At 67.3% G+C, this 24522-nt stretch carries 23 protein-coding genes; 15 read left to right on the top strand and 8 right to left on the bottom strand.

Annotation, left to right across the window (positions count from 1 at the left end):
- Window positions 1-128 precede the first annotated feature (128 nt).
- The 11 genes from ACEN8D_RS00830 to ACEN8D_RS00880 all read left to right on the top strand — a co-directional run bounded on the left by ACEN8D_RS00830 (window position 129) and on the right by ACEN8D_RS00880 (window position 13867).
- On the top strand, window positions 129-998 hold the full coding sequence (locus ACEN8D_RS00830) for an ABC transporter ATP-binding protein (RefSeq protein WP_070418671.1): 870 nt from the start codon (window positions 129-131) through the stop codon (window positions 996-998).
- A complete protein-coding gene (locus ACEN8D_RS00835) occupies window positions 995-1717 on the top strand; it encodes an ABC transporter permease (protein WP_309779290.1) in 723 nt (240 codons plus the stop codon). The genes ACEN8D_RS00830 and ACEN8D_RS00835 overlap by 4 nt, the downstream gene beginning before the upstream one ends.
- Window positions 1714-2454 carry an ABC transporter permease gene (locus tag ACEN8D_RS00840; RefSeq protein ID WP_071301875.1) on the top strand — a complete coding sequence of 247 codons (741 nt, stop codon included), beginning with the start codon at window positions 1714-1716 and terminating at the stop codon, window positions 2452-2454. Before ACEN8D_RS00835 ends, ACEN8D_RS00840 begins: the two co-directional genes overlap by 4 nt.
- On the top strand, window positions 2451-3386 hold the full coding sequence (locus tag ACEN8D_RS00845) for an ABC transporter substrate-binding protein (RefSeq protein WP_309886833.1): 936 nt from the start codon (window positions 2451-2453) through the stop codon (window positions 3384-3386). Before ACEN8D_RS00840 ends, ACEN8D_RS00845 begins: the two co-directional genes overlap by 4 nt.
- A 268-nt stretch (window positions 3387-3654) precedes the next feature.
- Complete coding sequence (locus ACEN8D_RS00850) at window positions 3655-5067, top strand: cytochrome ubiquinol oxidase subunit I (RefSeq protein WP_070418675.1); 1413 nt, start codon at window positions 3655-3657, stop codon at window positions 5065-5067.
- Window positions 5067-6071 (top strand): cytochrome d ubiquinol oxidase subunit II, encoded by a 1005-nt coding sequence (gene cydB / locus ACEN8D_RS00855; protein ID WP_413398259.1) that lies wholly within the window; start codon window positions 5067-5069, stop codon window positions 6069-6071. The genes ACEN8D_RS00850 and cydB overlap by 1 nt, the downstream gene beginning before the upstream one ends.
- A gap of 9 nt (window positions 6072-6080) precedes the next feature.
- Window positions 6081-7769, top strand: coding sequence for a thiol reductant ABC exporter subunit CydD (cydD, locus tag ACEN8D_RS00860; RefSeq protein ID WP_495601117.1), 1689 nt, complete (start codon window positions 6081-6083; stop codon window positions 7767-7769).
- The gene (gene cydC, locus ACEN8D_RS00865; RefSeq protein WP_413461427.1) at window positions 7766-9514 is read left to right on the top strand and encodes a thiol reductant ABC exporter subunit CydC; all 1749 of its coding nucleotides are present in this window, start codon (window positions 7766-7768) and stop codon (window positions 9512-9514) included. The genes cydD and cydC overlap by 4 nt, the downstream gene beginning before the upstream one ends.
- Before the next feature lie 67 nt (window positions 9515-9581).
- Complete coding sequence (gene leuS, locus ACEN8D_RS00870; RefSeq protein WP_413398361.1) at window positions 9582-12194, top strand: leucine--tRNA ligase; 2613 nt, start codon at window positions 9582-9584, stop codon at window positions 12192-12194.
- Between the two features lie 401 nt (window positions 12195-12595).
- Window positions 12596-13069 (top strand): helix-hairpin-helix domain-containing protein, encoded by a 474-nt coding sequence (locus tag ACEN8D_RS00875; protein WP_413398362.1) that lies wholly within the window; start codon window positions 12596-12598, stop codon window positions 13067-13069.
- Between the two features lie 12 nt (window positions 13070-13081).
- Entirely contained in the window at window positions 13082-13867 is a 786-nt protein-coding gene (locus tag ACEN8D_RS00880; RefSeq protein WP_413398363.1) for a hypothetical protein, read from the top strand.
- Between the two features lie 137 nt (window positions 13868-14004).
- Here ACEN8D_RS00880 and ACEN8D_RS00885 read toward each other — a convergent pair whose 3' ends face one another.
- From ACEN8D_RS00885 to ACEN8D_RS00895, 3 genes are all read right to left on the bottom strand, one after another.
- Complete coding sequence (locus ACEN8D_RS00885) at window positions 14005-16713, bottom strand: N-6 DNA methylase (RefSeq protein ID WP_413398364.1); 2709 nt, start codon at window positions 16711-16713, stop codon at window positions 14005-14007.
- Window positions 16714-17290: 577 nt separating this feature from the next.
- Window positions 17291-18100 carry a hypothetical protein gene (locus tag ACEN8D_RS00890; RefSeq protein WP_413398365.1) on the bottom strand — a complete coding sequence of 270 codons (810 nt, stop codon included), beginning with the start codon at window positions 18098-18100 and terminating at the stop codon, window positions 17291-17293.
- Between the two features lie 36 nt (window positions 18101-18136).
- Window positions 18137-18670 carry a hypothetical protein gene (locus tag ACEN8D_RS00895; RefSeq protein ID WP_413398366.1) on the bottom strand — a complete coding sequence of 178 codons (534 nt, stop codon included), beginning with the start codon at window positions 18668-18670 and terminating at the stop codon, window positions 18137-18139.
- Between the two features lie 227 nt (window positions 18671-18897).
- On the opposite strand from ACEN8D_RS00895, the gene ACEN8D_RS00900 reads away from it, so the two are divergent.
- Window positions 18898-19266: a hypothetical protein gene (locus ACEN8D_RS00900; protein ID WP_413398367.1), complete on the top strand. Its 369-nt coding sequence runs from the start codon at window positions 18898-18900 to the stop codon at window positions 19264-19266.
- 122 nt (window positions 19267-19388) lie between these two features.
- Window positions 19389-20000, top strand: a complete 612-nt coding sequence (locus ACEN8D_RS00905; RefSeq protein ID WP_413398368.1) for a hypothetical protein — start codon at window positions 19389-19391, stop codon at window positions 19998-20000.
- Between the two features lie 28 nt (window positions 20001-20028).
- Here the strand turns inward: ACEN8D_RS00905 and ACEN8D_RS00910 are convergent, their stop codons facing one another.
- Window positions 20029-20292 (bottom strand): hypothetical protein, encoded by a 264-nt coding sequence (locus tag ACEN8D_RS00910; RefSeq protein ID WP_413398369.1) that lies wholly within the window; start codon window positions 20290-20292, stop codon window positions 20029-20031.
- Between the two features lie 91 nt (window positions 20293-20383).
- On the opposite strand from ACEN8D_RS00910, the gene ACEN8D_RS00915 reads away from it, so the two are divergent.
- Together ACEN8D_RS00915 and ACEN8D_RS00920 are read left to right on the top strand one after the other, a co-directional pair.
- Window positions 20384-20689 carry a hypothetical protein gene (locus tag ACEN8D_RS00915; RefSeq protein ID WP_413398370.1) on the top strand — a complete coding sequence of 102 codons (306 nt, stop codon included), beginning with the start codon at window positions 20384-20386 and terminating at the stop codon, window positions 20687-20689.
- A complete protein-coding gene (locus ACEN8D_RS00920; protein WP_413398371.1) occupies window positions 20686-21297 on the top strand; it encodes a hypothetical protein in 612 nt (203 codons plus the stop codon). Before ACEN8D_RS00915 ends, ACEN8D_RS00920 begins: the two co-directional genes overlap by 4 nt.
- Window positions 21298-21474: 177 nt before the next feature.
- Here the strand turns inward: ACEN8D_RS00920 and ACEN8D_RS00925 are convergent, their stop codons facing one another.
- From ACEN8D_RS00925 to ACEN8D_RS00940, 4 genes are all read right to left on the bottom strand, one after another.
- Complete coding sequence (locus ACEN8D_RS00925) at window positions 21475-21972, bottom strand: PDDEXK family nuclease (RefSeq protein ID WP_413398372.1); 498 nt, start codon at window positions 21970-21972, stop codon at window positions 21475-21477.
- An 80-nt stretch (window positions 21973-22052) separates the two neighbouring features.
- The gene (locus ACEN8D_RS00930; protein ID WP_413398373.1) at window positions 22053-22691 is read right to left on the bottom strand and encodes a hypothetical protein; all 639 of its coding nucleotides are present in this window, start codon (window positions 22689-22691) and stop codon (window positions 22053-22055) included.
- Between the two features lie 256 nt (window positions 22692-22947).
- Complete coding sequence (locus ACEN8D_RS00935; protein ID WP_413398374.1) at window positions 22948-23205, bottom strand: hypothetical protein; 258 nt, start codon at window positions 23203-23205, stop codon at window positions 22948-22950.
- A gap of 371 nt (window positions 23206-23576) precedes the next feature.
- The gene (locus tag ACEN8D_RS00940; protein ID WP_144805427.1) at window positions 23577-24482 is read right to left on the bottom strand and encodes a LysR family transcriptional regulator; all 906 of its coding nucleotides are present in this window, start codon (window positions 24480-24482) and stop codon (window positions 23577-23579) included.
- Window positions 24483-24522 lie beyond the last annotated feature (40 nt).

Genomic DNA, 24522 nt, shown 5'->3' on the forward strand with positions numbered 1-24522 from the left:
CGTCGTCGCGTCCGGACGCTGCGCACGCGCTGTCCGGGACACGACACACGTCGTCACGGCTGAACGGGTGTCACACCCGACGGGTACTCTCACTCGGAGTCGGGCTACCTCCGAACAGAAGGGCACCCATGATCGAGTTCCGCTCGGTGCGCAAGACCTACCCGGACGGCACCAACGCGGTCGACGACTTCAGCCTCGTCATCCCCTCGAGGACCACGACGGTCTTCGTCGGGTCGAGCGGCTGCGGCAAGACCACGCTGCTCCGGATGATCAACCGCATGGTCGACCCCAGCGCAGGTGCCGTCGAGATCGACGGGGAGGACGTCGCGGGCGTCGACCCGGTCAAGCTCCGCCGCAGCATCGGCTACGTGATGCAGAACGCCGGGCTGCTGCCGCACCGCAAGGTCGTCGACAACATCGCCACGGTGCCGCTGCTGACGGGGGTCCCGAAGGCCGATGCGCGCCAGCGTGCCCTCGAACTCATGGACACGGTCGGGCTCGACCGTGCCTTCGCGAACCGGTACCCCTCGCAGCTCTCCGGCGGACAGCAGCAGCGCGTCGGCGTCGCCCGCGGACTCGCGGTCGACCCGAACATCCTGCTCATGGACGAGCCCTTCGGTGCCGTCGACCCGCTCGTGCGGAACGACCTGCAGGACGAGCTCATCCGGCTGCAGCGCGAGCTCGGCAAGACCGTGGTCTTCGTCACGCACGACATCGACGAGGCCTTCAAGCTCGGCGACCAGGTCGTCATCCTCAAGAAGGGCGGCGAGATCGCCCAGCTCGGCACCCCCGCCGAGATCCTCGCCGAGCCCGCGGACGACTTCGTCGCGAACTTCATCGGCGCCGGTCGCGGCCGGCGCGCGCTCCGCGTCGAGCAGACGCCGACCGGGCCGATCGTCGTCGACGGCGAGGGGCGCGCCGCCGGTGTGCTCACCGGTCCGGTGCAGGTCGTGGACGCGGCCGAGGCAGTTCCCCAGGAGCAGCGGGGCGACGCGTGAACTGGGTCCTCGGCAACACGGACACGATCAGCGACAACCTGATCGCGCACGTCTGGCTGGCGATCCCGCCGATCGTCATCAGCTTCCTGCTGTCCGTCCCGATCGGCCTGCTCGTGTCGCGCCTGCGGAAGCGCAACGGCGTGGCCCGGGGGACGGCCTCGACGATCGTCGTCGTCGCGAGCCTCTTCTACACGATCCCGGCGCTGCCCCTCTTCCTGGTGCTGCCCGCGATCATCGGCACGAGCACCCTCGACCCGGTGAACGTCGTGATCGCGATGACCATCTTCGGCGTGGCCCTGATGGCCCGGTCCGCCGCCGACGCCATCGACGCGGTCGACCAGGACGTCGTGGGGGCGTCCGAGGCGCTCGGGTACTCGCCCGCACAGCGGTTCTTCAAGGTGGAGCTGCCGCTCGCCGGTCCGGTCCTCCTCGCCGGCATCCGGGTGGTGTCGGTGTCCACGATCAGCCTCATCACGGTCGGCGCGCTCATCGGTGTGCCGAACCTCGGGTTCCTGCTCACCGACGGCCTCAAGCGCGGCATCAGCGCCGAGATCCTCACCGGCATCGTCCTCACCATCGTGCTTGCGCTCGTGTTCGACGCGCTGCTCGTGGCCGTGGGTCGGCTCGCGATGCCGTGGACACGGGGGAGCGGCCGCAACGCCCGTGACGTCCGACGCCGCGCCGCTGACGACGTCCGAGCGAACGAGGTCTCCGCATGAACCTCTTCGCCCAGGGCATCGCCTGGATCTTCGACCCGGCGAACAACGTCGGGTCCGACGCCGTCGGAATCCGACTCTGGGAGCACGTGTGGATCACGTTGCTCACGGTCGCCATCGCCGTCGCGATCGCCGTGCCGGTCGGCCTGCTGATCGGGCACACCGGCAAGGGACGCTCGATCGCGGTGGGCGTCTCGGGTGGCATCCGTGCGCTGCCGACGCTCGGCGTCCTGACGCTGCTCGCACTCTCGATCGGCCTCGGACTCGGGGCGCCGCTCATCGCACTCGTCATCCTCGCGATCCCGTCGGTGCTCGCCGGCGCGTACTCCGGCGTCGAGGCGATCGACCGCGTCGTGATCGACGCCGCCAAGGCGCAGGGCATGACCGGGTGGCAGATCCTCGGCAAGGTCGAGATCCCGCTCGCCCTGCCGCTCATCGTCGGCGGCATCCGTGCCGCCGTGCTGCAGGTCGTCGCCACCGCGACCCTCGTCGGCTACATCAACGCCGGCGGACTCGGCGGCTACGCCTTCTCCGGCATCGCCAACTCGGACTACGCGGAGGTGCTCGGCGGTTCCCTCCTGGTGATCGCCCTCGCCATCGCGTTCGAGATCGTCTTCGCCGCGCTGCAGCGGCTCGCCGTCCCCGCGGGTGTCTCCGCCGGGTCGGCGCGTCTGTCGCGTCGGAGCACCCGCAGCTCAGCACCACGAGCATCAACCCCTGTGGAAGGAACCCACCCGTGATCACAGCAACGACCCGGCGTCTCGCCGCGACGATCGCCGTCGCGTCCGCGGCCGCCATCGCCCTCGCGGGCTGCTCGTCGAGCGACCCGCTCTCCTCCGGCTCCGGCGGCGGGGACTCCAAGACCATCGTCGTCGGCTCGCAGGCGTACCCGTCGAACGAGATCATCGCCGAGCTCTACGCGCAGGAGCTCGAGCACGAGGGCTTCACCGTCACCAAGAAGCTCAACATCGGTCAGCGCAAGGCGTACTGGCCCGAGGTCGCGAAGGGGAGCATCAACGTCTTCCCGGAGTACAACGGCAACCTGCTCAACTACCTCCTGCAGGAGGACGGCAAGTCCACCACGACCGAGACGACGACGGACGGCATCAACACCGCACTGAAGTCGGCACTGCCGTCGGACGTCAAGGCGCTGCCGTCGGCCGACGCCTCGGACGCCGACACCTACACGGTGACCCAGGCGACGGCGGACAAGTACGGCTTGAAGTCGATCGCCGACCTCTCGAAGATCGGCGGGACGATCTCGATCGCCGCCAACCCGGAGTTCGCCACCGCCGCCTACGGTCCGAAGGGCCTCAAGGAGAAGTACGGCATCACCGGCGAGGTCAACCAGCAGAACGACTCCGGCGGCCCGCTCACGATCAAGGCGATCCAGGACGGTGACTCGCAGGTCGCGGACATCTACTCCGCCAGCGCCTCGATCAAGACCGACAAGCTCGTCACGCTCGAGGACCCGGAGCACCTCGTGCCGGCGAACAACGTGACCCCGATCGTGTCGAAGGACCTCGACTCGAAGGCCGCGGACGCCATCGAGAAGGTGAACAAGCTCCTCACGACCGACGCGCTCATCGAGCTCAACCGTCAGAACTCGGTCGACCAGAAGTCGGCGGCCTCGGTCGCCAAGGCGTTCCTGCAGGACAACGACCTGCTGTAGCACTCAGTCAGCACAAAACGACAGGTGTCGGGCAACTGCCCGGCACCTGTCGTCGTTCCGGGATCGGGTACCCGCACCGTTGTTCCGCACGGTTGTGCCGTGCAACCTCGCTGCACATCCGTGCACTGAGGGTTCTACAACTTGTCGAACCATGTGTCCGCGAGGTAACGTGTTCGTGTCCCAACGGTTGTGACAGCAGAAGTTCCCCTCCACAGGAAGCAACTGACGTGCACCAACAGCGCGCGGCGAACCGGCTCGGAAACGCCGCATGAACGACATCCTCGATCCGCTCCTACTGTCGCGGTGGCAGTTCGGTCTGACGACGATCTACCACTTCCTCTTCGTCCCGTTGACGATCGGCATGGCCGTCGTCGTGGCCGTGTTCCAGACGGCCTGGTACCGGACGGGGCGCGCGCACTACCTCCAGCTGACCCGGTTCTTCGGGCGCATCTTCCTCATCAACTTCGCGATGGGCGTCGTGACGGGGATCGTGCAGGAGTTCCAGTTCGGCATGAACTGGTCGAACTACTCCCGGTTCGTCGGTGACGTGTTCGGCGCCCCGCTCGCGCTCGAGGGCATCCTCGCGTTCTTCTTCGAGGCGGCGTTCATCGGCATCTGGATCTTCGGGTGGGACCGCCTGCCGAAGGGGCTGCACCTCGCGAGCATCTGGTGTGTCAGCGCCGGCACGATCATGTCGGCGTACTTCATCATCGCCGCGAACGCGTTCATGCAGCACCCGGTCGGCTTCTCCATGAACGAGGCCAAGGGACGTGCGGAGCTCACGGACATCTGGGCCGTGCTCGGCAACAAGGTCGCGCTGGCCGCCTTCCCACACACCCTGTTCGCGTGCTTCATGGTCGCCGCCGCGGTGATCATCTCGGTCGCCGCGTACCACCTGGCGCGCAACCAGAACCTCGAGACGATGATGCCGGCGCTGAAGTTCGGCATGTGGACGATGCTGGCCGCCGGGGCGCTCACGGTGCTCACCGGCGACCAGCTCGGCCTCACGATGGTCGACACCCAGCCGATGAAGATGGCCGCTGCCGAGGCGCTGTACAACACCGCCACCGGCAAGGACGCCTCGTTCTCGATCTTCACGCTCGGCACCCCGGACGGCGTGCACGAGCTGTTCTCGATCCGTGTGCCGTACCTGCTCTCGTTCCTGTCGACGCACACCTTCAACGGCACGGTCGAGGGCATCAACGACCTGCAGGCGCAGTACTCGCAGGTCTACGGCCCCGGCGACTACAAGCCGATCATCTGGGTGACCTACTGGTCGTTCCGCTGGATGATCGCGCTCGGTGTCGGCGCGGTGCTGGTCTCGCTCGTCGGGCTCTGGCTGACCCGCAAGGGCCGGTTCCCGACCCAGCGGTGGGTCTGGCGCATCGCCACCTGGACCGTCCCGCTGCCGATGGCCGCGATGATCGTCGGCTGGATCTTCACCGAGATGGGCCGCCAGCCGTGGCTCGTGTTCGGGTTGCTCAAGACGAGCGACGGCGTCTCGCCCAACGTCACCGGGGTCGAGGTCCTCATCTCGCTCATCGTCTTCACGCTCATCTACGGCTCCCTGGCGGTGGTCGAGTTCCGGCTCATCAAGAAGGTCGCGCAAGAGGGCCCCGCCGCCCCGGCGGAGGTCGACGAGGAGACCGGTGAGGTCAAGCACGAAGTGACGGTCTACTGATGGATCTCCCCGTTCTATGGTTCGCGATCGTCGGCGTCTTCTTCGTCGGCTACTTCGTCCTCGACGGCTTCGACTTCGGTGTCGGCATGTCCCTGCCGTTCCTCGGCAAGGACGACACCGACCGTCGGGTCCTGATCAACACGATCGGCCCGGTGTGGGACCTCAACGAGACCTGGGTCATCGTCGCGGGTGCCTGCCTGTTCGCGGCGTTCCCCGAGTGGTACGCCACGATGTTCTCCGGGTTCTACCTGGCGCTCCTGCTCATCCTCGCGGCGCTCATCGCCCGCGGCGTCTCGTTCGAGTACCGGCACCAGAACAAGCACCTCGAGTGGAAGCGCCGGTTCGACCTGATGATCATCGTCGGCAGCGCGGTGCCGTCGTTCCTCTGGGGCGTCGCGTTCGGCAACGTGGTCCGGGGCATCCCGATGGACGCCGGCCACAACTACACCGGTACGGTGTTCGACCTGCTCAACCCCTTCGCGCTGCTCACCGGCGTGGCGACGCTGCTGGTGTTCTTCACGCACGGCGTCGTCTTCGTCGCGCTGAAGACCGAGGGTGCGATCCGTGCGCGTGCGAAGCGCCTCGCGACCCGGGCGGGCGTGCTGACGATCGTCGTCGGCGCAGCGTTCCTGGTCTGGATGGCCTTCGTGCGGTCCACCCCGACGTCGATCGTCCTGTCGGTCGTCGCCGCGCTCGCCCTGGTCCTCGCGGTGCTCTGCAACGCCTGGGGCAAGGAGGGCCGGGCGTTCACGCTCATGGCGGTCACCATCGCGGCGATCGTCCTGGCGATGTTGACCGCGATCTTCCCGGACGTCATGCCCGCGACGAACGACCCTGCGAACAGTCTGAACGTCTACAACGCGTCGAGCGGCTCGTACACGCTCACGGTGATGAGCTGGGTGGCGCTGATCTTCGTGCCCCTCGTGTTCGCCTACCAGGCGTGGACGTACTGGATCTTCCGCAAGCGCGTGTCCCGGGCCCACGTGACCCAGGCCGCGCACTAGGCGGCGACGGTGAAGCCGCTCGACCCGCGCCTGCTGCGGCTGTCGCGGACGGCCCGTGGCTTCATCGTCGCGGCCGCCGGCACCGGTGTCCTCCGCACGCTCGCGACCATCGCGATCGCGTGGGGGATCGCCGCGGCGGTGACCCTCGGTGTGGACGCCGTCCGTGACGGCAGCGTCCCGGACGCGTTCACCCCGGCGCTCGCGCTCCTCGGTGCGGCGTTCGTCGTCCGGGCCGTGGCCGCCTGGGCCAACGACGACCTCGCCGCACGTGCGGCGGCGAAGGTGAAGAGCGAGCTGCGCGCGACCGTCCTCGCCCGGGCGGCCGAGCGCGGACCGTCGTGGCTCGCCGAGCGTTCGAGTGCGGCCTTCGCGACCACGCTCGGGCCTGGGCTCGACGCCCTCGACGCCTACTTCGGCCGGTACCTGCCGCAGCTGGCCCTCACCGCGATCGCCACGCCGATGCTCGTCGTCGCGATCGGGCTCGGCGACCTGACCAGCGGCCTGATCGTGCTCTGCGCCCTGCCGGTGATCCCGGTGTTCATGATCCTCATCGGTCTCGCGACGCAGGCGCTCCAGCGGAAGCAGTCGGACGCGCTCGCGAAGCTCGGCGGTGCCTTCACCGAGGCGGTCGAGGGGCTGGCGACGCTCAAGGTCTTCGGCCGTGCCCGGCGCCAGGTCGGACGCATCGGCACCGTCACCGACGAGTACCGCCGTGGCACCGTCGGGGTCCTGCGGCTGTCGTTCGTGAGCGGGTTCGCGCTCGAGCTCGCCGCGAGCCTGTCCGTCGCGCTCGTCGCGGTGTCGATCGGCATCCGACTCGTCGACGGCTCGCTCGGGCTCGGCGCCGCGATGTTCGTGCTCGTCCTCGCTCCGGAGGCCTTCGCCCCGATCCGCCAGGTCGGCGCCGACTTCCACGCGGCACAGGACGGCGTCGAGGCCTCGACCGCCGTGCTCGACGTCCTCGACGACACCACGGCGCCCGCCGCACGTCCCGGAGCCGTCCCCGCCGCAGACCACCTGGCGCTGGACCGACTCACCGTGCGCCGTCCCGACGTCGTGATCGGTCCGCTCGACCTCCGCGCCCGACCGGGCACGATCGTCGTCCTGGCCGGCCCGAGCGGCTCCGGCAAGTCCAGTCTCATCGCCGCGGTCCGCGGTGCCCTGCCCCACGACGGCACGGTGACCGTGCCGGGTCCCGACGGCAGCACGGTCGCCGAGCGCACGACCTGGGCCGACCAGCGCCCACGACTCGTCCGCGGCACGATCGCCGAGAACGTCGCGCTCAGCGCGACCCCCGACGAGCCAGCGGTCCGCACCGCCCTGGGCGAGGCGGGGCTGGGACTCGACCCGCGCCTCCAGGTCGGTTCCGGCGGCAGCGGCCTGTCCGGCGGCCAGGCGCAGCGCGTCGCGGTGGCGCGCGCCCTGTACCGCGCGCGGCGGACGGGGACGCAGCTCGTGCTGCTCGACGAGCCGACCTCCGCGCTGGACGCCGACGCCGAGGCACACGTCGTCCGCACGCTCCGTCGCCTCGCCGACGACGGGGCCGTCGTCGTGGTCGCGAGCCACCGGCCCGCGGTCGTCGCGGCGGCGGACGTCCGCGTCGACGTGCGGCCGGACGGCGCGGTCGCGGTCACCCGTGTCGACGGGCGACCTGGTGGCGCGGTCGGGGTCACCAGCACGGACGGGGTGCGGGCATGACTCGGGAGGCGCGAGGGGCCCACGACGCCGGTTCCGGTCCGACGCGCCAGCGGCGGGGCGGCCGTGCCGGCGGGGACGCCTCCGTCCTGCGGCTCGCGATGCCGCACGGAGCCGGTTGGGCGAAGGCGGTCACGGCCGGTGCGCTCAGTGCCGTCTGCGCCGTGGCGCTCCTCGCCGCGAGCGGGTACCTCATCACGCGTGCGGCCGAGCACCCGCCGATCCTCTACCTGACGCTCGTGATGGTGGGCGTGCGCGCGTTCGCGCTCGGCCGTGCGGCGCTCCGGTACGTGGACCGCCTCGCCGGACACGACGCCTCGTTCCGGCAGCTCGCGGTCGTGCGCACCGAGATGTACCGCCGACTGTCGTCGATCGCTCCGGCGGGACTCGGCTCCACCGGTCGCGGAGACCTCCTCACGCGGCTCGTCACGGACACCGACCGGCTGCAGGACCTGCCCATCCGCGTCGTCGGCCCGCTCGTGTCCGCCGGCGTGGCCGCGCTGCTCTCCGTCGTCGCGGTCGCGTTCGTGTCGGTGCCGGCGGCGCTCGTGCTGCTCGTCGCCCTCGCCGTGGCCGCGCTGCTCGGGTCGGTCGTCACCCTCTCGATCGCACGGCGCTCCGACGAGCAGACGGCCGCGGAACGCGGGCACGTCGCCGACCTCGTGCTCGACACCGTGCGGACGCTCGACGTCTTCGCCGCCTACGGCACGCTCGACGAACGGCTCGACCACATCGCCCGGCTCGACGCCCGGGTGACCGCAGCCGTGCGGCGCCGGGGGACGGTCGAGTCGCTCGTCGGGGCCCTGGTCGGCCTCGTCGGCGGTGGCGCGGTCATCGGGATCCTGGCCGTCGGCGCCCCCGCGGTCGTCACCGGCGCGCTCGACGGACCGCTCTGGGCCCTCGCCGTGTTCGTGCCGCTCGCCCTGTTCGAGGTCGTCGGCGGGGTCCCGCTCGCGGTGCTGACGCTGCGCCGGGTCCGAGCCGCGGCCGACCGGGTGGAGCGGGTCGTCCCGGCGGAGGTGCCGGCCGGCATCGTCCCGGAGCCGGACGCGGACGCCGATCCCGCCTCGCTCGTGGTCGACGGGCCCGTCGCCGTCTCGCTGCGCGATGTGACGGTGCGCTGGCCCGGTGCCGCGGCGGCCGCCGTCGACCGGGTGTCGTTGGACCTCCGACCCGGCGAAGTCGTCGTGCTCGAGGGACCGAGCGGCGCGGGCAAGTCGACGCTCGTGGACGCGCTCGTCCGGTTCGTCGACCACGAGGGCTCGTACACGCTCGACGGGGTCGAGGCGAAGGACATGCACCCCGACGCCGTCCGCGCCCGCGTCGGGCTGATCGAGCAGGACCCGTTCGTGTTCGACCAGTCCGTGCGGCAGAACTTGCTGTTCGCCCGCGACACCGCGACCGACGAGGACCTGCTCGCCGTGCTCGACCGGGTCGGGCTCGGGGCGTGGGTGCAACGACGCGGTGGACTCGACGCGGGCGTGGGGGAGCGCGGTGCCCTGGTGTCCGGCGGGCAGGCGCACCGGCTCGCGCTCGCCCGGGCGCTCCTGCACGCGTTCCCGGTGCTCGTGCTCGACGAGCCGACGGCCGACATCGACCCCGACCTCGGCGACACCGTGCTGCGCGACCTCGTCGGGGCCGCGCGGCAGGACGGCAGGACGGTCGTCGTCGTGTCGCACGTGCCGGTGGCGGCGGACCTCGTCGACCGGACGCTGCGGATGCGCGACGGGCGGCTCGCGGCGGTGTGAGCCGAGCACCTGCCGGCGGTGGGTCGGCTCCGGTGCGGTGATCCGTTCCTCCAGGCTTATATCCTTGATGACCGGAGCGCGTCCGACGGACGTGATCCGTGCCTCCAGACTGAATGAGAGTTCCGTGACCACCGAGCCGTACCCCGAGGACCCGAACGCCTACGACTTCCGTCGTCTGCAGGAGAAGTGGCAGCCGCGCTGGGAGGAGCTCGGGCTCTTCACGACCGACCTCGACGACACGCGTCCGCGGAAGTACATCCTCGAGATGTTCCCGTACCCGTCCGGCGACCTGCACATGGGGCACGCCGAGAACTGGGCGCTCGGCGACTTCGTGGCGCGGTACTGGCGGCAGCAGGGCTTCAACGTGCTGCACCCGATCGGCTGGGACTCGTTCGGGCTGCCGGCCGAGAACGCGGCGATCAAGCGCGGGGTCGACCCGAAGGACTGGACCTACGCGAACATCGAGCAGCAGAAGGCGTCGTTCAAGCGCTACGCGCCGTCGTTCGACTGGACCACCGAGATCCACACCTCGGACCCCGAGTACTACAAGTGGAACCAGTGGCTGTTCCTGAAGATGTACGAGAAGGGGCTGGCCTACCGCAAGGACAGCTGGGTCAACTGGGACCCGGTGGACCAGACCGTCCTCGCGAACGAGCAGGTTCTGCCGGACGGCACCTCGGACCGCTCCGGTGCCGTCGTCGTCAAGAAGAAGCTGACGCAGTGGTACTTCAAGATCACCGAGTACGCGGACCGGCTGCTCGACGACCTCAACCAGCTCGAGGGCCGGTGGCCGGCGAAGGTCATCGCGCAGCAGCGGAACTGGATCGGCCGCTCGGTCGGCGCGGACGTCGACTTCGTGATCGAGGGCCGCGACGAGCCCGTCACGGTGTTCACCACGCGGCCGGACACGATCCACGGGGTGACGTTCCTCGTGGTGGCGCCGGATTCGGACCTGGCTGCTGCGCTGGTGGCTGACGCATCCGTGTCGGACGACGTCCGGGCTGCGTTCGACGCATACCTCGTCGCCACGCAGAAGACGTCGGAGATCGACCGGCAGAACGCGGACCGCCCGAAGACCGGTGTGCCGCTCGGTCGTTCCGCGATCCACCCGCTGACGGGGGAGCGCCTGCCGATCTGGGCCGCCGACTACGTGCTGGCCGACTACGGTCACGGCGCGGTCATGGCCGTCCCGGCGCACGACCAGCGCGATCTCGACTTCGCGCGGGCGTTCGACCTGCCGGTGAAGGTCGTCGTCGACACGAACGCCGCGGTGACCGGGGCGATCCCGGTGATCCCCGAGGGCGCCTCGCTCGAGGACCTGCCCGCGCTCGACCCGGTGTCCACGGGTGAGGCCCTGACCGGCACCGGTCGGATGATCAACTCCGGCCCGCTCGACGGCATGTCCAAGCAGCACGCGATCACCGCGGCGATCTCCCTGCTCGAGGAGCGCGGCACCGGCCGTGCAGCCAAGACCTACCGCCTGCGCGACTGGCTCATCTCGCGCCAGCGCTTCTGGGGAACCCCGATCCCGATCATCCACGGCGCCGACGGCACCGAGCACCCCGTGCCGATGGACCAGCTGCCCGTCCGATTGCCCGACACCGAGGGGCTCGACCTCAAGCCGAAGGGCACCTCGCCGCTCGGTGGCGCGACCGACTGGGTGAACGTGCCGAACCCGGTGGACGGCACCCCCGCGCTCCGCGACACCGACACGATGGACACCTTCGTCGACTCGTCGTGGTACTTCCTGCGCTTCCTGGCGGCGAACGACGACACGCAGGCGTTCGACCCCGCCGTCGCACGCAAGTGGGCCCCGGTCGACCAGTACATCGGCGGCATCGAGCACGCGATCCTGCACCTGCTGTACGCGCGCTTCGTGACCAAGGTGCTGTTCGACCTCGGCTACCTCGACTTCACCGAGCCGTTCTCGGCGCTGCTCAACCAGGGCATGGTGCTGTCCGGCGGCTCGAAGATGTCGAAGTCGAAGGGTGGCGTCTCGCTCGGTGACGAGCTCGACGCGAACGGTGTCGACGCGATCCGCTTGGTGATGGGCTTCGCCGGGCCGCCAGAGGACGACATCAACTGGGAGGACGTCTCCCCGTCCGCCTCGGCTCGCTTCCTCGCCCGTGCCTACCGGCTGGCGCTCGACGTCACGTCGTCGCCGGACGTCGTGTGGGCGGACGGCGACCGCGCCCTGCGGCAGGTCACGCACCGGTTCCTGGCCGATGCGCCGGGGATGATGGAGTCCTTCAAGTTCAACGTCGTGATCGCGCGGCTCATGGACCTGGTGAACGTCACCCGCAAGGCGATCGACAACGGTCCGGGCGCGGCTGACCCCGCCGTCCGCGAGGCCGTCGAGACCATCGCGCTCGGCCTGAGCGTCTTCGCGCCGTACACCGGCGAGGAGATGTGGGAGAAGCTGGGCTACGAGGCCACCGTCGCCACGTACGGCTGGCGGAAGGCCGACCCGACGCTGCTCGTGCAGGAGTCGCTGACCGCGGTCGTGCAGGTCAACGGCAAGGTGCGGGACTCGTTCGAGGTGTCGAAGTCGGTCGAGCCGTCGGAGCTCGAGGCGCTCGCACGGGCGTCGGTGAACGTCCAGCGATACATCGGGGACCGCGAGATCGTGAAGGTGATCGTGCGGGCGCCGAAACTCGTGAACATCGCGATCAAGGGGTAGCGCGCCGTTCGTCCTCCACAGGTGGGGCTGGAGGACGGTCGTCCACCGAACGTCGTTGCGGGGTCCGGCCGGGTGGTCGGGCTCCGTAGCGTGCGGGCATGTCGTCTGGTGATGGTGGAGCCACGGGGCCGTCCGGCGGGGCTGGGTCGGCGTCGGCGGGTGGGTCTGCGCGGTCGTGGGCCGCTGGGCTGGCGTTGTCGCCGCGGTCGGCGGTCCTGCTGGCGGGGCTCGTCGTCCTGGTCGCCGGGGTCGTGGTGGCGGTCGGGTCGTGGTCGGGTTCGTCATCGTCCACGGGCGGTGGGGGTGACGGTCCACTCTCGGTGGCGGGTGCTCCGTCAGCGGTACCGTCCCGTTCTCCGGGTGGGGGTTCTCCGTCCTCGTCGGCAGCCCCGCTCGTGGTCGTGCACGTCGTCGGGGCGGTGGCACGTCCGGGCATCGTGACGCTGCCCGGGGGCAGCCGTGTGTCCGACGCGGTCGAGCGGGCCGGGAGCCCTCGTGACGACGCGGACCTGGCTCGGCTGAACCTCGCGCGGGTGCTGGTGGACGGCGAGCGGTTGTACGTGCCGAAGGTGGGGGAGACGGACATCCCGGCAGCGCTCGACGGTTCGAGCAGCTCGGTCGGTGGTGGTGGGGGCGTTGCCGGGTCGGATGGTGCCGGTGGTGGTGCCGGGTCTGCCGTCGATGCCGTCGTCGACCTCAACACGGCCGACCAGACCCTGCTCGAGACCCTGCCCGGAATCGGGCCGTCGCTCGCGGGCCGGATCCTCGCGTGGCGCGACGAGCACGGACGGTTCGCCGCCGTCGAGGACCTGCTCGACGTCAGCGGCATCGGTGACGTCCGGTTCGCGGAGCTCCGCGACCGCGTGCGGGTCTGATCGGGGCCGGCGGTGGCGGTCGACCTCGCTCCCGGCGTACGGGACCTGCGAGTGGCCGGTCCGGCGTCGGCCGCGTGGGTGTGCGCGGCGGTGCTGGTCGGGGTGCCGGGCAGCGCGGGGTGGTTCGTCCTCGCGTGCGCGGCCGTCGCGTGTGGCGGCATCGCGTGGCTGCTGGTGGGGTGCCCGCGGCGGGCTCTGGGCGTCGTGGGACTCGTGGTGGCGTCGGCCGCGTTCTGCACCACGGTGGCGGTCGCCGTGGTGGTCGGCGACGACCGGCGGAGCCCTGCCGTCCTCGACGGTGTCCGGACGGCCGCCGTGGAGATCGTGCTCGACCGGGACCTCGCGCCGGGTGACCGGTCGGTCGTCGGGACCCTGGTGGTTGCGGAGGACGTCGACGGACTGCGCGTGCCGGTGCGGGTCGTCCCCGCAGCGCAGGGCGCGCCCGAGGCCGTCGCTGCGGGGAGTCGGGTGCACGGGGTGGCCACGCTCGAAGCGGACGAACCGGGGAGCACGACGTCGTTCGTGGCGTTCCTGCGCGGCGGGGTCCGGACCGAGCCGCCGACGGGACTCCTCGCGGCCACCGATCGGGCGCGCCGGGCGTTCGTGTCCGCGAGCTCGACCCTGCCGGAACCCGGAGCCTCGTTGTTGCGCGGTCTGGCGATCGGCGACCGGAGCGGACTCGACCCCGCGACCGAGGCCGCGATGGAGACCTCGGCGCTCACCCACCTGACCGCTGTGTCCGGGGAGAGCGCATCACAGGGGGATGCGTCGCCTGTCGTCAACCGAGTCCGACCTTGACTACGTCGATCTCGGGCTTCGCCATAGCGTTGAGCGTCGCGCCCAGCGTGGTTGACCAAGAGCTGGCCCCACAACACACTCGATGGTGCGATTCGCGTCCAACCGCGGGCGTGCTGAACGTGTCGTGGGGCCGAAGGCTAGGACATTTGGCCCAGGATCCGTCGCGTGGTCCCGACACGTGAGGCGAACTCTGCGGCCCACCGTCGGTTGACCACCTTCTGTAGAGCGGTTATGAATATCTCCATCCATTCATAATCCGGCGCGCCGTCGGCTTTGACTGGGATAGGGATAGTCGAGCTGTTGAAAGAAGGACCGAAGTCTCGCACGAGCATGCCTTGGTGCAGGCGCTGGAAACGGTTCAAACAAGTAATAAAGTACTGTGCGGTAAGTTTGTTCAAAACTGCCTTGTTGGGTAGCGCCGTTTTTGTGAACTGCCCAGCGTAAAACGAGTGCTCCATGTAAAAGAACCGCATAGCGATCATGCCGACAGCCAGGCTGTTGCCAGGAATCAGGTTCTTGTCGTTCAGAAAATCGACCAAGCCAAGAATCCCATTATTATTGACTGTGCGCGTGAAATAGGGATATTCACCTTCGGGGTTGAATGTGAAATTGCGCTGGTCAAGCTGGGGGTTATTCATTAGTGTGAATAAGCCATCGTCACCCCCGACTGGCAAATCGATGAAGCGTTTTGTATCAAAATCGCGTAGAACGGCCTCCTCCGTCTCGCTGAGGACCGAGACCGCATCTATATCTGTACTCAAAGTTTCATTCGTGAACTCGATGACCGCGTCACTCTTGAAACGGCTCTCAATTTCCCAATTGAGATAATGCGCAACCGTCTCCAAGAAGTCCTCGAGTTCCGGCTTGGTTTCGATCTGAATGTGCTGATCGAAGTTCCAATCGTTGCCCTTGTCTGGGTCAACTGTGTCTTGGAAATACAATTCACCAAGAGGATAGTAGCAGGTGTCATACTTGCGCCCGTTGATGATTGCTGCCACTTCAGCGTATCGTCCATCCGGGTCGTCGATTGCCCTGAGATTTACGCTGGGATCTTTCACCTTTTTGCGATTGAAGCGTTTGTAACCGTCGTTGCGGAAGTCAATAAACTTCACGAGATGGTCCTTGGGATGCGGGGATCCCACTTTGAATAGATAAATCGACGTCTGGACTCCAGATTTCCCAAGGAAAAGGTCGCCCGGCATCTTCACGGAGGCGAGAAGGGTTGATCCTTTCAGAATTTCTTTGCAATAGTCGATGGCGCGGCCCGATCCCGCGGAATCCTGAATGAGTACGGCGCCATATTGCCCGGTGCGGCGAGCGTTCATCATTGCAAAGGCTTCCTTGACAAATATGAGGCCGTTGCCCGGTGCTGAGTACGGAGGGTTTAGTACCAAGGTAGTTGCAGGGAAGTGCTCGCGCGGGAAACCCTCTCTCTCCTGATACATGCCGTCGTAGAGGTGGGAATCGCCGTGAATGATATTGGACGCACCATCGCCCATCAAAATCATGTTGAGAACGGCCAAGACATAGATCGAAGCGAGCTTCTCAATCCCGAGCAGCTGCTCAGATTTGATCTGGTCTTCCTTGGCCGCCAGATCCTCGCCTTCAAGGCGTTCTCTTGCGTCCCCCATCATGGCGTTCATTGCTGAGACAAGAAATGCTCCGGTGCCGAGAGTCCAGTCCCACACATACGAATCAGCATTGACCTGCGTGAGTTCTATCATTAGATCGGTGGTGCGTTTCGGAGTGAGAACGACATCATTGGCACCCGAATCTGGGACATCGATCCAAGCGTACATTGCGTTGAAAAGCTTGCCTGCAAAGTCGATGGCCCGGTCGTCCCGATAGCGCGGTAGTAGGCCATTGGAGACGATATGGAACGCGCCCTTCAGCGCTGACATCCCACCTGTTTTCTTGGTGCTCAATGACACATCGAGCAGCGTTGGACGTAGTGCGTTTAGCACTGACTGTTGCTTGTCTATTGGAAGGCGGGGAGTTCTTTGCTTGAGATAGTCCTCGACTCTGCTGAGGATAATCGCTCCGTCCGAACCATTTCCCGAGCCGCCGTACAGGTCGTCATCAATAAGGGGCTTTACAAGGAGGTTGCCAGTGGCGTCCTGCACTCCTAGTGAAGCAATCATAAGAGCCGATACCACGTTGACGCGGTGCGAGGGAACTATGCTGTGCTCTGCGTGAAGGAACTGATTGAGTCGCTTTAGCACCTCGTCTAGCGACTCTGCCTTTGTCGCCTCGCGGGTTTTTGCCGCTTCGGGGTCGAGCGCATCTTCGATCTTCTCAAGCAACGCGTTGATATTGGCCTTTTTCAGGAATGTGAGATCCTTATAGTCGCCAACCCAGAAGACAGATTCGTTGTCGTCCTTGCTCACTACATAAAGAGCCACCTCGTAGGTAGGCTCAGAGTCTGACTCTGCTGCGAAATAGCCATTGACCGCAAGCGCCAGGGCTCGCGAGTGTCCGGCTGGGCCGACAACCCTGCTCGCATAGTAGGCGGCTCCTAGGGTCGCGTATCGGTCTATACCTTTCGCGCCGTAGCGCATATAGCCGTCTTTGTCTCTCAGTGCAACCTTTTTCTTATCCCGAAACGCACCTTTCGCGCCCTTCCATTCGCAGAGAACCGGGATTCGTACTGCGCCATTGTCGAGGATAATCACGTGGTCGGGTTTATTGACGCCGTCACCACCCGATTTTGTAGGCGCTTTGCGAAGAGATTCGTCCACTCGGGCGTCGAGGTCCCGGCCGTTCTGCTCGGGTCCATGCTCCCAACCAAGCGAGCGTATTTGATGTTCTGCCCAGGACGCAATTGTTGGTTCTATCGACGTCGCCATGACGCTTCTCTCCTTCTTAGGATGCCCTCGAGCCCGTACGTCTCGCCGCCCAGTACCATTTGATTCTCCGGTAGCTAGCTCTTGCGCGCGTTCCGGCGCCTGAGCCAGACTATGCGATGTCGGGCTACCGATAGGATCCTCACACCCCTTCTTGCCTCTAGTTCTTGGATCGGCAGCGTCGATGAGCTTCGACCGCCGAGCCACGCCACCAAGTCTGGGCTCTCGGTTACCCAACGATCAGCGGGAAGCTGAAGCGTTGAAGACCGGAGGCTCGTCGGAGTAGGGGACGGTCTTGCAGTTGTACGGACCCTCCGCTGTTGACCTGACGTCCGCATCCGCCGGTGTGCGTGGGCTCTGATCCGTCAGTATGCGCGAAAGCCCTCAGGTCCTGGCGGCGCGCGAGCGGGACGGTCCGGCCAGCACGTCGAACAAGTCGACGGCGCGCCAGCAACGTTGGAAACTCGATGAGTCCTGCCACCGGGCAGCAGGATGGCTTCGCCTCTAGGCGCACCGCGTGCGCTCGACTTCGAGCCAGCTGCCCGGCATCATCGACGAGTTCCGGCGCCGGGGCTGACGGTCAACCGGTGAGCTTCGCGAGACGCTCGCCGATGCGGCTGCCGTCGCGGTGCTCCGGAGGGCAGAGCTTCAACCAGCGCTGCAGCACAGCGATCTCTTCGTCGCGGCGGCCGAGCTTCCGGAGCACGATCGCTGCCTGCTCGGTGTAGCCCGGCGCAGGCGCACGGCCCTGACGATCCCCTTCAGCACCCTTGATGGCCGCGTAGCAGAGCTCGAGCGCTTCTTCGAGGCGCCCCTCGCGCTTCAGCTCCTTGATCGGCTCGGCGAGCTCGATGTAGTGCACGCCGTTCACCATGCCGCGCTTGAAGTCGGCCGCGCGTTCACCGCCGCCGGCCAGGGCGTCCTGGACCATCTTGCGGCTGCTCTGGTGCTGCGCCATCGCCTTCGCCTTGGACGACATCGGCGGCCGGTTGGTGCGGGTCCACTCCCACTGCGGAGACCGGGAACCGAGCCAAGCCCAGGCTTCTGCGCGGAGGCCCTTCGGCACCATCTCGGTGAAGATCTGCACGCGGACGGCCCTCGAGCCGATCGTGGAGACGTCGGCGGCCGCGGTGAGGTAGCCGGGCAGGTAGCCGATGCGCTCGCCCTCGACCATCACGGCGACGGCCTCGGGGTCGACTGGGTTCCCCGGCTCACGTTGGAGCGAGCCGGGCAGCTCGAGGTAGCCCTGGTCTCCCTGGCCGTGACGTGCAGCCAGCGCGAGGATCGCGTCGCGGCAGATGGTGGTCGTGCCCGACAGGGTGGTCAGCCCTGCGACGCCGTCGTCGACTGGCGCTGACTTACGGCCGAGGATCCGCTCGAGGAAGCCCATGCCGCGATCCTCGCATGACGAACGTTACTCGGGCACCTACAGCGGCTCTTCGCTGATGATCTCGACGCGTCGGGTCTCGCCCGGCCGGAGCGGGCGCTCCGGCCGCTGTGGCTGAGACGGGTCGTACGGCTCCTCGCGGACGATTTGCGTCACCGTGCGCGTTCGACCGGGCGTCGGCGTCGTCGCTCGGGTCGCCTGCGCGGATCCTCGCGGCCCCGTAGTCGCATCGCGAGCAGCTGCGCGCAGGTCTTCGGCCGCTCGGTTTCGGGGCGCGGCCGGTGGACGCGGCGGCTCTGCGGCCTGCGCTGATCCGACCTCGAAGTGCGGAGAGAGATCCGCGGCGATCGCGTCACCGTTGCCGTAGCTGTCCCAGCGGACGACGATCCGCGTGTTGCGGTCTCGGAAGATGTTGGTGAGCGGCACCCCGCGGGTGCCTCCAGGCACGGTCACGAGATGGCTGACGATGTCGTGACGGGCGTAGACCGCCGCGCCCGGTGAGGCGTTCTTGATGTAGCGCTTCCTCGGCGCGCGGCGGAAGGCGCCGCTGAGCGTGCGGATGAAGCTGGCCACCCCTTGATGAGGGCGCCGAGCAGGGCGACCGGAACCTCCCGACCCAGGCGCTCGAGCTGAGCCCGGCGCAAGGCAAGTCCGGGGTGAAGGTCGCCGTCGCGGTCAAGAACAACGGCAACGAGGCGCTGACCGGTGTCCAGGTGCCGCGGAGGCGACGGGGGAGTCCACCGGCAAGATCGGAGCACTGCAGCTGCTCGTCGCCGCGCCGGCGGGGGGCGAGGGACACCGTGACGGTGAACGGGAAGCAGTACGTGACGAAGCCCGCCGCCGAGCTGAAGGGGTTGAAGCCGGATGAGCAGGCACTGCTCGTCGGCACCCTCACCGGCGTCAAGGCGGGCTCGAGCCACGGGGATCTGGCGACGGTGAAGGCGATCGCCGCGTACTCCGGGCAGAAGGTCACCGCGTCGGATCCGTGGCACGCGAAGCTCGCCAAGCCGGTGGTCGTGTCTCCGCCGAAGGCCGGTGCCGTGACGGGGACGCCGGTCGCGACGCAGCAGGACCGCTCGTCGCTGCTCGGGAGTGCCGCGCTGCTGCTCCTGGCCGAAGTCGTCGCCGCGTGGGTCGTCCGGCGGCGCATGCGCTGGAGCGGCCGGTAGGACCACCGGGCGCCGGTTAGCCCCAATCGTCGCCCAGGAGGAAAAGAAGCCCCCGCAACCTGCTGGTTGCGGGGGCTTCTGCTTGTCGGAGAGGATTCGCTTACCCGAGAGCGAGGCAAGTCATGACGCACGGCACCGTCACAGTGGTTGGCCCCACCTCGAGCCCATCCCCGCTCCACATCGTCATGGACGGGACATCACCGGTCTGGCTGCAGCCGCTGTTGACAGGGGCTTTCGTCCTCGCGGCAGCCATCATCACGGCGGGAATCGCATTCCTCTCGCTGCGCGCGAGCGACAAAAGGAAGCTTGCCCGAGAGGATAAGCGTCAATGGGACCGCGAGGTTCGAGAGGTGTACAGCATGGTTGCCGCGGAGACGAGGCGGCTCCTTGCGCATATGGAGTCCGCAAGTCATTCCCTGGCCTACAAACGCAGCCACGGCACTCGTTTCTCGCCGGTCACAGCAGTGAGACTTCGTATAGCGGTCGGCAGGTACAACCGCGCTCTTGCTGCAGCCCGGGCGCAGCTCGAACTGTTCCGGGTCCCAAAGTCACATAGGGCTCTACACGATATGCAATGGTCAGCCCTAAACCTTCTCGATGTGCCGTCATTGCTTCGAGTGATGGGACCGTTTGAGGACGAAGCGGATTACGATTGGGTGCGAGACGAAACAAAGAGGGTGGAGTCGCACCTCGATTCCTTGACTCGGGAGTTGCGCGCGGAACTTCGGCTCTGACGCTGGCCACGGGTGAAGTACGACCTGCTCAGACCGCTTGCTTGTCGTAGCCCTCGGGCTCGGTGTGCAGCGGGTCCTCCCACGCCAGGCCGGCCGCGACCGCGCGATGGAGTGATTCCTCGCTCCGGCCGAAGCAGCAGAACCCGTGCTGGCTGGTGATGCCGTACTCGGGCGCGAGGCTGACGATGAGCCGCCAGTTGAAGAGCATCTTCCGCACGTCGATGACGTACTCGTCGGTGGCTCGGATCCGGAAGCCGAACTCGGTCGGCGTCAGCTGATCGGTGATCGTCACGGGGGTCCTCCCAGGTCGGTGACACGGTACTGCGGGCGGTCGGCGTCGGACGCATCTGGCAGGATCACGGGGATCGACATGGAGGGGCGACATGCCTGAGACGAAGACCGTCCGCTGCTACATCGACGAGTACGAGGTGTCGCCGGGGCGCATCGGAGCACGGCTTCGCGAGAAGGACACCGGACGCATCGTCGTGCTCGGGTTCGCGCATGCAGCCGACAAGCAGGAGTTCCTGCAGTTCCTCAGCGGCGTCGCGCGGATGCGCACCGAGGTTCCGGACGCCTTCGACAAGACGGGGGAGGCCGATGCTGTGGAGGTGTCGGGCGAGGTCGACTTCGATGCTCCGGACGAGCTGCGGTTCGCCTACAACGACCGTCTGCAGTACACGGTCGCGTGAGCGCGGCGACGGCTCTATCGCTGCTGGCCGCCGCGCCCGCAGCTGCGCCGGCGACCTCCGCGCCCGGCTGGCAGACGGCGCTGATCTCGGGCGGCTTCCTGGTCGCCGGTGCCGCGATCGCCTTCTTGTCCACGTGGTTCAGCGACCGTAGGAAGCTCAGGCGCGAGGACCAGCGGCAATGGGACGCAGAGCTGAAGGCGTCCTACGTAGCGATCTCAGCAGCGGTCAGCCGGTGCCACCTCGAGATCGCCCGCGTTCGGGCCGGCACGTCCGAAGAGCGCCTGGCTGCCGTCATGGAGCCGACTGAGGAGGCCATGCGCACGATCCGCGAGCAGGTGCGCCTGCTCGAGCTGATCGCTCGCGAGCCGGTCATCGATGCGGCGAAGGACGTGCAGATGGCGATCGCCGAGATCTGGCAGGCGGGTCTCATGGGTCCGACCGATGATCCTGATGCGGACGAGTTCCTCGGCCAGCCGATCTGGCTCCACCGCAAGCTCACGCACGTGGACGTTCTCGTGGAGGACCTCCGGGCTCGCGTCCGCGAGGCGATCCGCATCGAACCGGAGAAGCGGACGCGCAAGAAGGCGACGAAGTCCACGAAGCGGTGATGGACGGTCCCAGTCACTCTGCCGGCGACGTTGGTGCGATAATCCGGGGGAGGTCGTCCGCGACGCCGCCGAGGAGGCAGCGCTTCGCGCAGTAGAACACCGGCGCCCGGGTGCGTGTACGGCGGGGTGTTGTCCCCAACGACGACGCGGCTTCGTTTCAACGAGCCTCTCCGACCACTAGAGGGGACGCCTGGCGTGCCGCTGAAGCCTTACGCGCTCTAGCCGCACCGCCTCGACCCCATCGGCGCACAAATATCGGTACTCATACGCGCGCATCGGCACTCCGCACTGCTCGAGCCAAGCAAGTTGGCAATGCGTGTGTTCGAGAATTTTCGATGCAACGATTGCCACAACCGAACCCATCTCCGCCCGTCCAGGAAGACGTTTACCAAATCTCGCCTCGTAGTCTTCGGTGAGTCGGGCACCATCACCGTAGCGGGCATATGTCTCCACCAGGTCTTCGAGGGTCAGCGCGGCAACCCATGTGGCGTGGCCGATGACCTGGTCCAGTATCTTGCGCGGAGCGTAGTTGAGTTTCAGTTCGATGACCCAAACCTGGCCTGCGGCGTCGAGGGCGAGTAGATCGGGCCAGCCATGAGAATCACTTTTCAGCTCACTACCCACGATCAGCAAGTCGTCGAGAACCTCTGGATGACGCTCCAGAAATGATCGCATTTCATCCTCAGAGCCGAATGACCATTCTGTGAAACGTGTGACGGAATCCTCTTGAATAAGCCAGGTGTTACATGGGGTATTCATCGGCGCTCAGCTGTCTCGATGATCTGCAAGATGGCTTCTGGGTCGCCGCCATCCTCGAGCCAGGCAGCTGGAGTCTTTGTGCCGAATTCTCGAAGATCTTCCTGACGGGTGTGGAAGAAGGCGCTGATGCTTGTCGGGCTCCAATTAGGTAGTAGGGCCGGCAGGACCGCGTCGAGGTGGGGAAGGAGTTCGCCGATTGCTCGACTGTTCAATTGCCAATGCGGGATTCGTTCCTCGTCACCAATTGTGACGGACATCAGCGACCCCCTGGCGACGGCGGCGCGCAGCTCATCCTCGGAGCTCTGGAGGAGCGCAGCGGCTTCGCGCACTCCGATGGTTCGCCACGACTCATTCGCCCAGGTCTCAATCTGTTTGAGCAGAAGGGCGCCGCGCGCAACGTTCTGCTCTGCGTGGTGCAACTGCTCTTCCGTCATCGAGTGAGACTTGATGAAGAATGCGCGTTGGTCGTCGCTCAAGGCAGCGTGCCGAATTGCCGGCAGCGACCGGAGGAGCTTCAACAGGCCTCGCGCGAGGAAATCCCCTTCCGCGCCAAGATCTGCAATGGCGTCAGCGATCGCATGCGCAGTGTCAGGATCGGTACGTGGTTCTGATGCGTCATCCGAAGCTGTTGGCATGGGAGCACGCTAGCCCCGGAATCAGATGACCGGACTCGTACGGGACCTGTCAGGAGGACGATCTCGTTACATCCGACTGAGTGATTTTCCTCGTAAACGAGTCGAATCTTGCTCACGGTAAACTCTCAGAATATCTTGCGTCCTCACTGCCCGTGGCCGTGTCAGGACGCGGTGGCCGTGTCGTCGGGAGAGCCAAAGCTCCTAGGAACCGAGTCCGACCCATCTTCAAGCGGCGCAAGCGTGGCGATTGGCCCCGTCAACCTTCAGGGGAGGTGGCGCGCAGCTTCTCGATGATGCGAGCCGCTGCCTCGTCGCCGGACACGGTGCCGGCGGTGATCTGGCGGCCGAGCTCACGGGTTTCCTCGTCGGTGACCTGGTGGCCAGCGGCACCGAGGGCTGCGTCAGCACGGGTGATGGCGCGCTGGATGTCGGCGTCGGTGCGTGCCGGCGCGGTCTCGCGCGGCTTCGCGGTGCCGGGCCCGGTGACGGCCTGGAGGTGGGTGACGTGGCGCATGGGGGCTCCGTTTCGTACGGGTCCAGTTTACCGGCGGGGCCCGGCGTTCTGGAGGGATTTCGCGGTCTTCGAGCACCCGAGGGGGTGCTCCGGAAGATTCGGATAACAGGCACTATCACCGGCGTGAATCGTGCCCCTTGAAGTGACATGGGGCTGAGCAGTTGGCGAGCAGTCGGCCGCTGCGGAGGTCGGCCGTCGTGCGACTGCTCGGACCAGTGCCGGTCGGCATCTACGGTCGGCCGGTGGGTGATCTCGCCTGTGGCAGAGCGTCCGCATGGCGCAGCCGAGTGAGAATCAAATCGGACGGGGTATCTGCGACACGGCGGCGCGCGGGAGGGCTGACCTACGCTGGCTGGCCGATCGCCGACCGGCTATCGGGACTGCCGAGCGCTGTCGAGGAATGCCGTGACGGCGGGCCCCGGGTGGCCGGTCCAGATCGCGCGCAGCGGCCGGATCAGTGGCGGGCCGAGCAGTGGTACCTGGACGAGGGCACCGTCGGCGAGGTCGCTGTCGACGGTGCGGAGACTCATCACGGCCGGCGCGATGCCCGCCCGAGCGTTGGCGCGGATGATGCCCGTCGTCTCCAGTACCGCCGCCGGCGCGGCCAGGCTGAGCCCAGCATCGTCGAGCCACGCCTCGACCGTGGAGCGGGTACCGGACCCCTCCTCACGGAGCAGCAGCGGCGTCTCCGCGAGGTCATCCGCGGTGATGCCCGAAGCCCTTGCCCACGGATGGTGCGGAGCGACGACGACCACGAGTTCGTCCTCGTCGACCACCAGCGAGGACAGGTCAGCTGGCGCAGCAGGGGTCTCCGTGAACCCGACGTCGGCAGCGCCGGAGCGAACGAGGTCGGTCACCGCGGCGGAGTTCCCCGCAATCAAACGCACCGACGCATCCGGCGCGGCAGCCCGGTGCGCGAGCAACCATCCGGGCAGCAGGAGTTCGGCGATCGTCTGCGACGCTGCGACCACGAGGGATCCCGCCGGTTCCCGGAGCGCGGCGACTCCTGCTTCGAGCCGCCGGGAGGCCTCCAACACCGGGACGGCCAGGCCGAGCACCACTCGGCCCGCGTCGGTCAGCGCGGTCCCGGATGCTGTCCGGTGCGCCAGCGGCTGACCGGTCGCCTGCTCCGCGGCACGCAAGCGCGCAGACACCGCCTGCTGCGTCACCCGCAACACATCGGCCGCGCGGGTCAACGAACCGGTCTCCGCCACGCGGACGAGCACTTCGAGGGTGTCGAGGTCCAGAGTCCGGTCCGTCAGCCGCCGCAGTGCCACAAGCAGCCATTGTGCCCTGCCAACGAGTCCGCCGTTCCCG

This window comes from Curtobacterium sp. Curtsp22, from assembly GCF_059492135.1.

Excerpts from the sequence above, each read along its gene's own strand:
- ACEN8D_RS00885 (WP_413398364.1), bottom strand. The coding sequence starts at position 16,713 with ATGGCGACGTCGATAGAACCAACAATTGCGTCCTGGGCAGAACATCAA.
- ACEN8D_RS00905 (WP_413398368.1), top strand. The coding sequence starts at position 19,389 with ATGACGCACGGCACCGTCACAGTGGTTGGCCCCACCTCGAGCCCATCC.
- cydB (WP_413398259.1), top strand. The coding sequence starts at position 5,067 with ATGGATCTCCCCGTTCTATGGTTCGCGATCGTCGGCGTCTTCTTCGTC.
- ACEN8D_RS00890 (WP_413398365.1), bottom strand. The coding sequence starts at position 18,100 with ATGGGCTTCCTCGAGCGGATCCTCGGCCGTAAGTCAGCGCCAGTCGAC.
- ACEN8D_RS00850 (WP_070418675.1), top strand. The coding sequence starts at position 3,655 with ATGAACGACATCCTCGATCCGCTCCTACTGTCGCGGTGGCAGTTCGGT.
- ACEN8D_RS00930 (WP_413398373.1), bottom strand. The coding sequence starts at position 22,691 with ATGCCAACAGCTTCGGATGACGCATCAGAACCACGTACCGATCCTGAC.
- cydC (WP_413461427.1), top strand. The coding sequence starts at position 7,766 with ATGACTCGGGAGGCGCGAGGGGCCCACGACGCCGGTTCCGGTCCGACG.
- ACEN8D_RS00935 (WP_413398374.1), bottom strand. The coding sequence starts at position 23,205 with ATGCGCCACGTCACCCACCTCCAGGCCGTCACCGGGCCCGGCACCGCG.
- ACEN8D_RS00830 (WP_070418671.1), top strand. The coding sequence starts at position 129 with ATGATCGAGTTCCGCTCGGTGCGCAAGACCTACCCGGACGGCACCAAC.
- ACEN8D_RS00925 (WP_413398372.1), bottom strand. The coding sequence starts at position 21,972 with ATGCGATCATTTCTGGAGCGTCATCCAGAGGTTCTCGACGACTTGCTG.
- ACEN8D_RS00915 (WP_413398370.1), top strand. The coding sequence starts at position 20,384 with ATGCCTGAGACGAAGACCGTCCGCTGCTACATCGACGAGTACGAGGTG.
- leuS (WP_413398361.1), top strand. The coding sequence starts at position 9,582 with ATGACCGGAGCGCGTCCGACGGACGTGATCCGTGCCTCCAGACTGAAT.
- ACEN8D_RS00840 (WP_071301875.1), top strand. The coding sequence starts at position 1,714 with ATGAACCTCTTCGCCCAGGGCATCGCCTGGATCTTCGACCCGGCGAAC.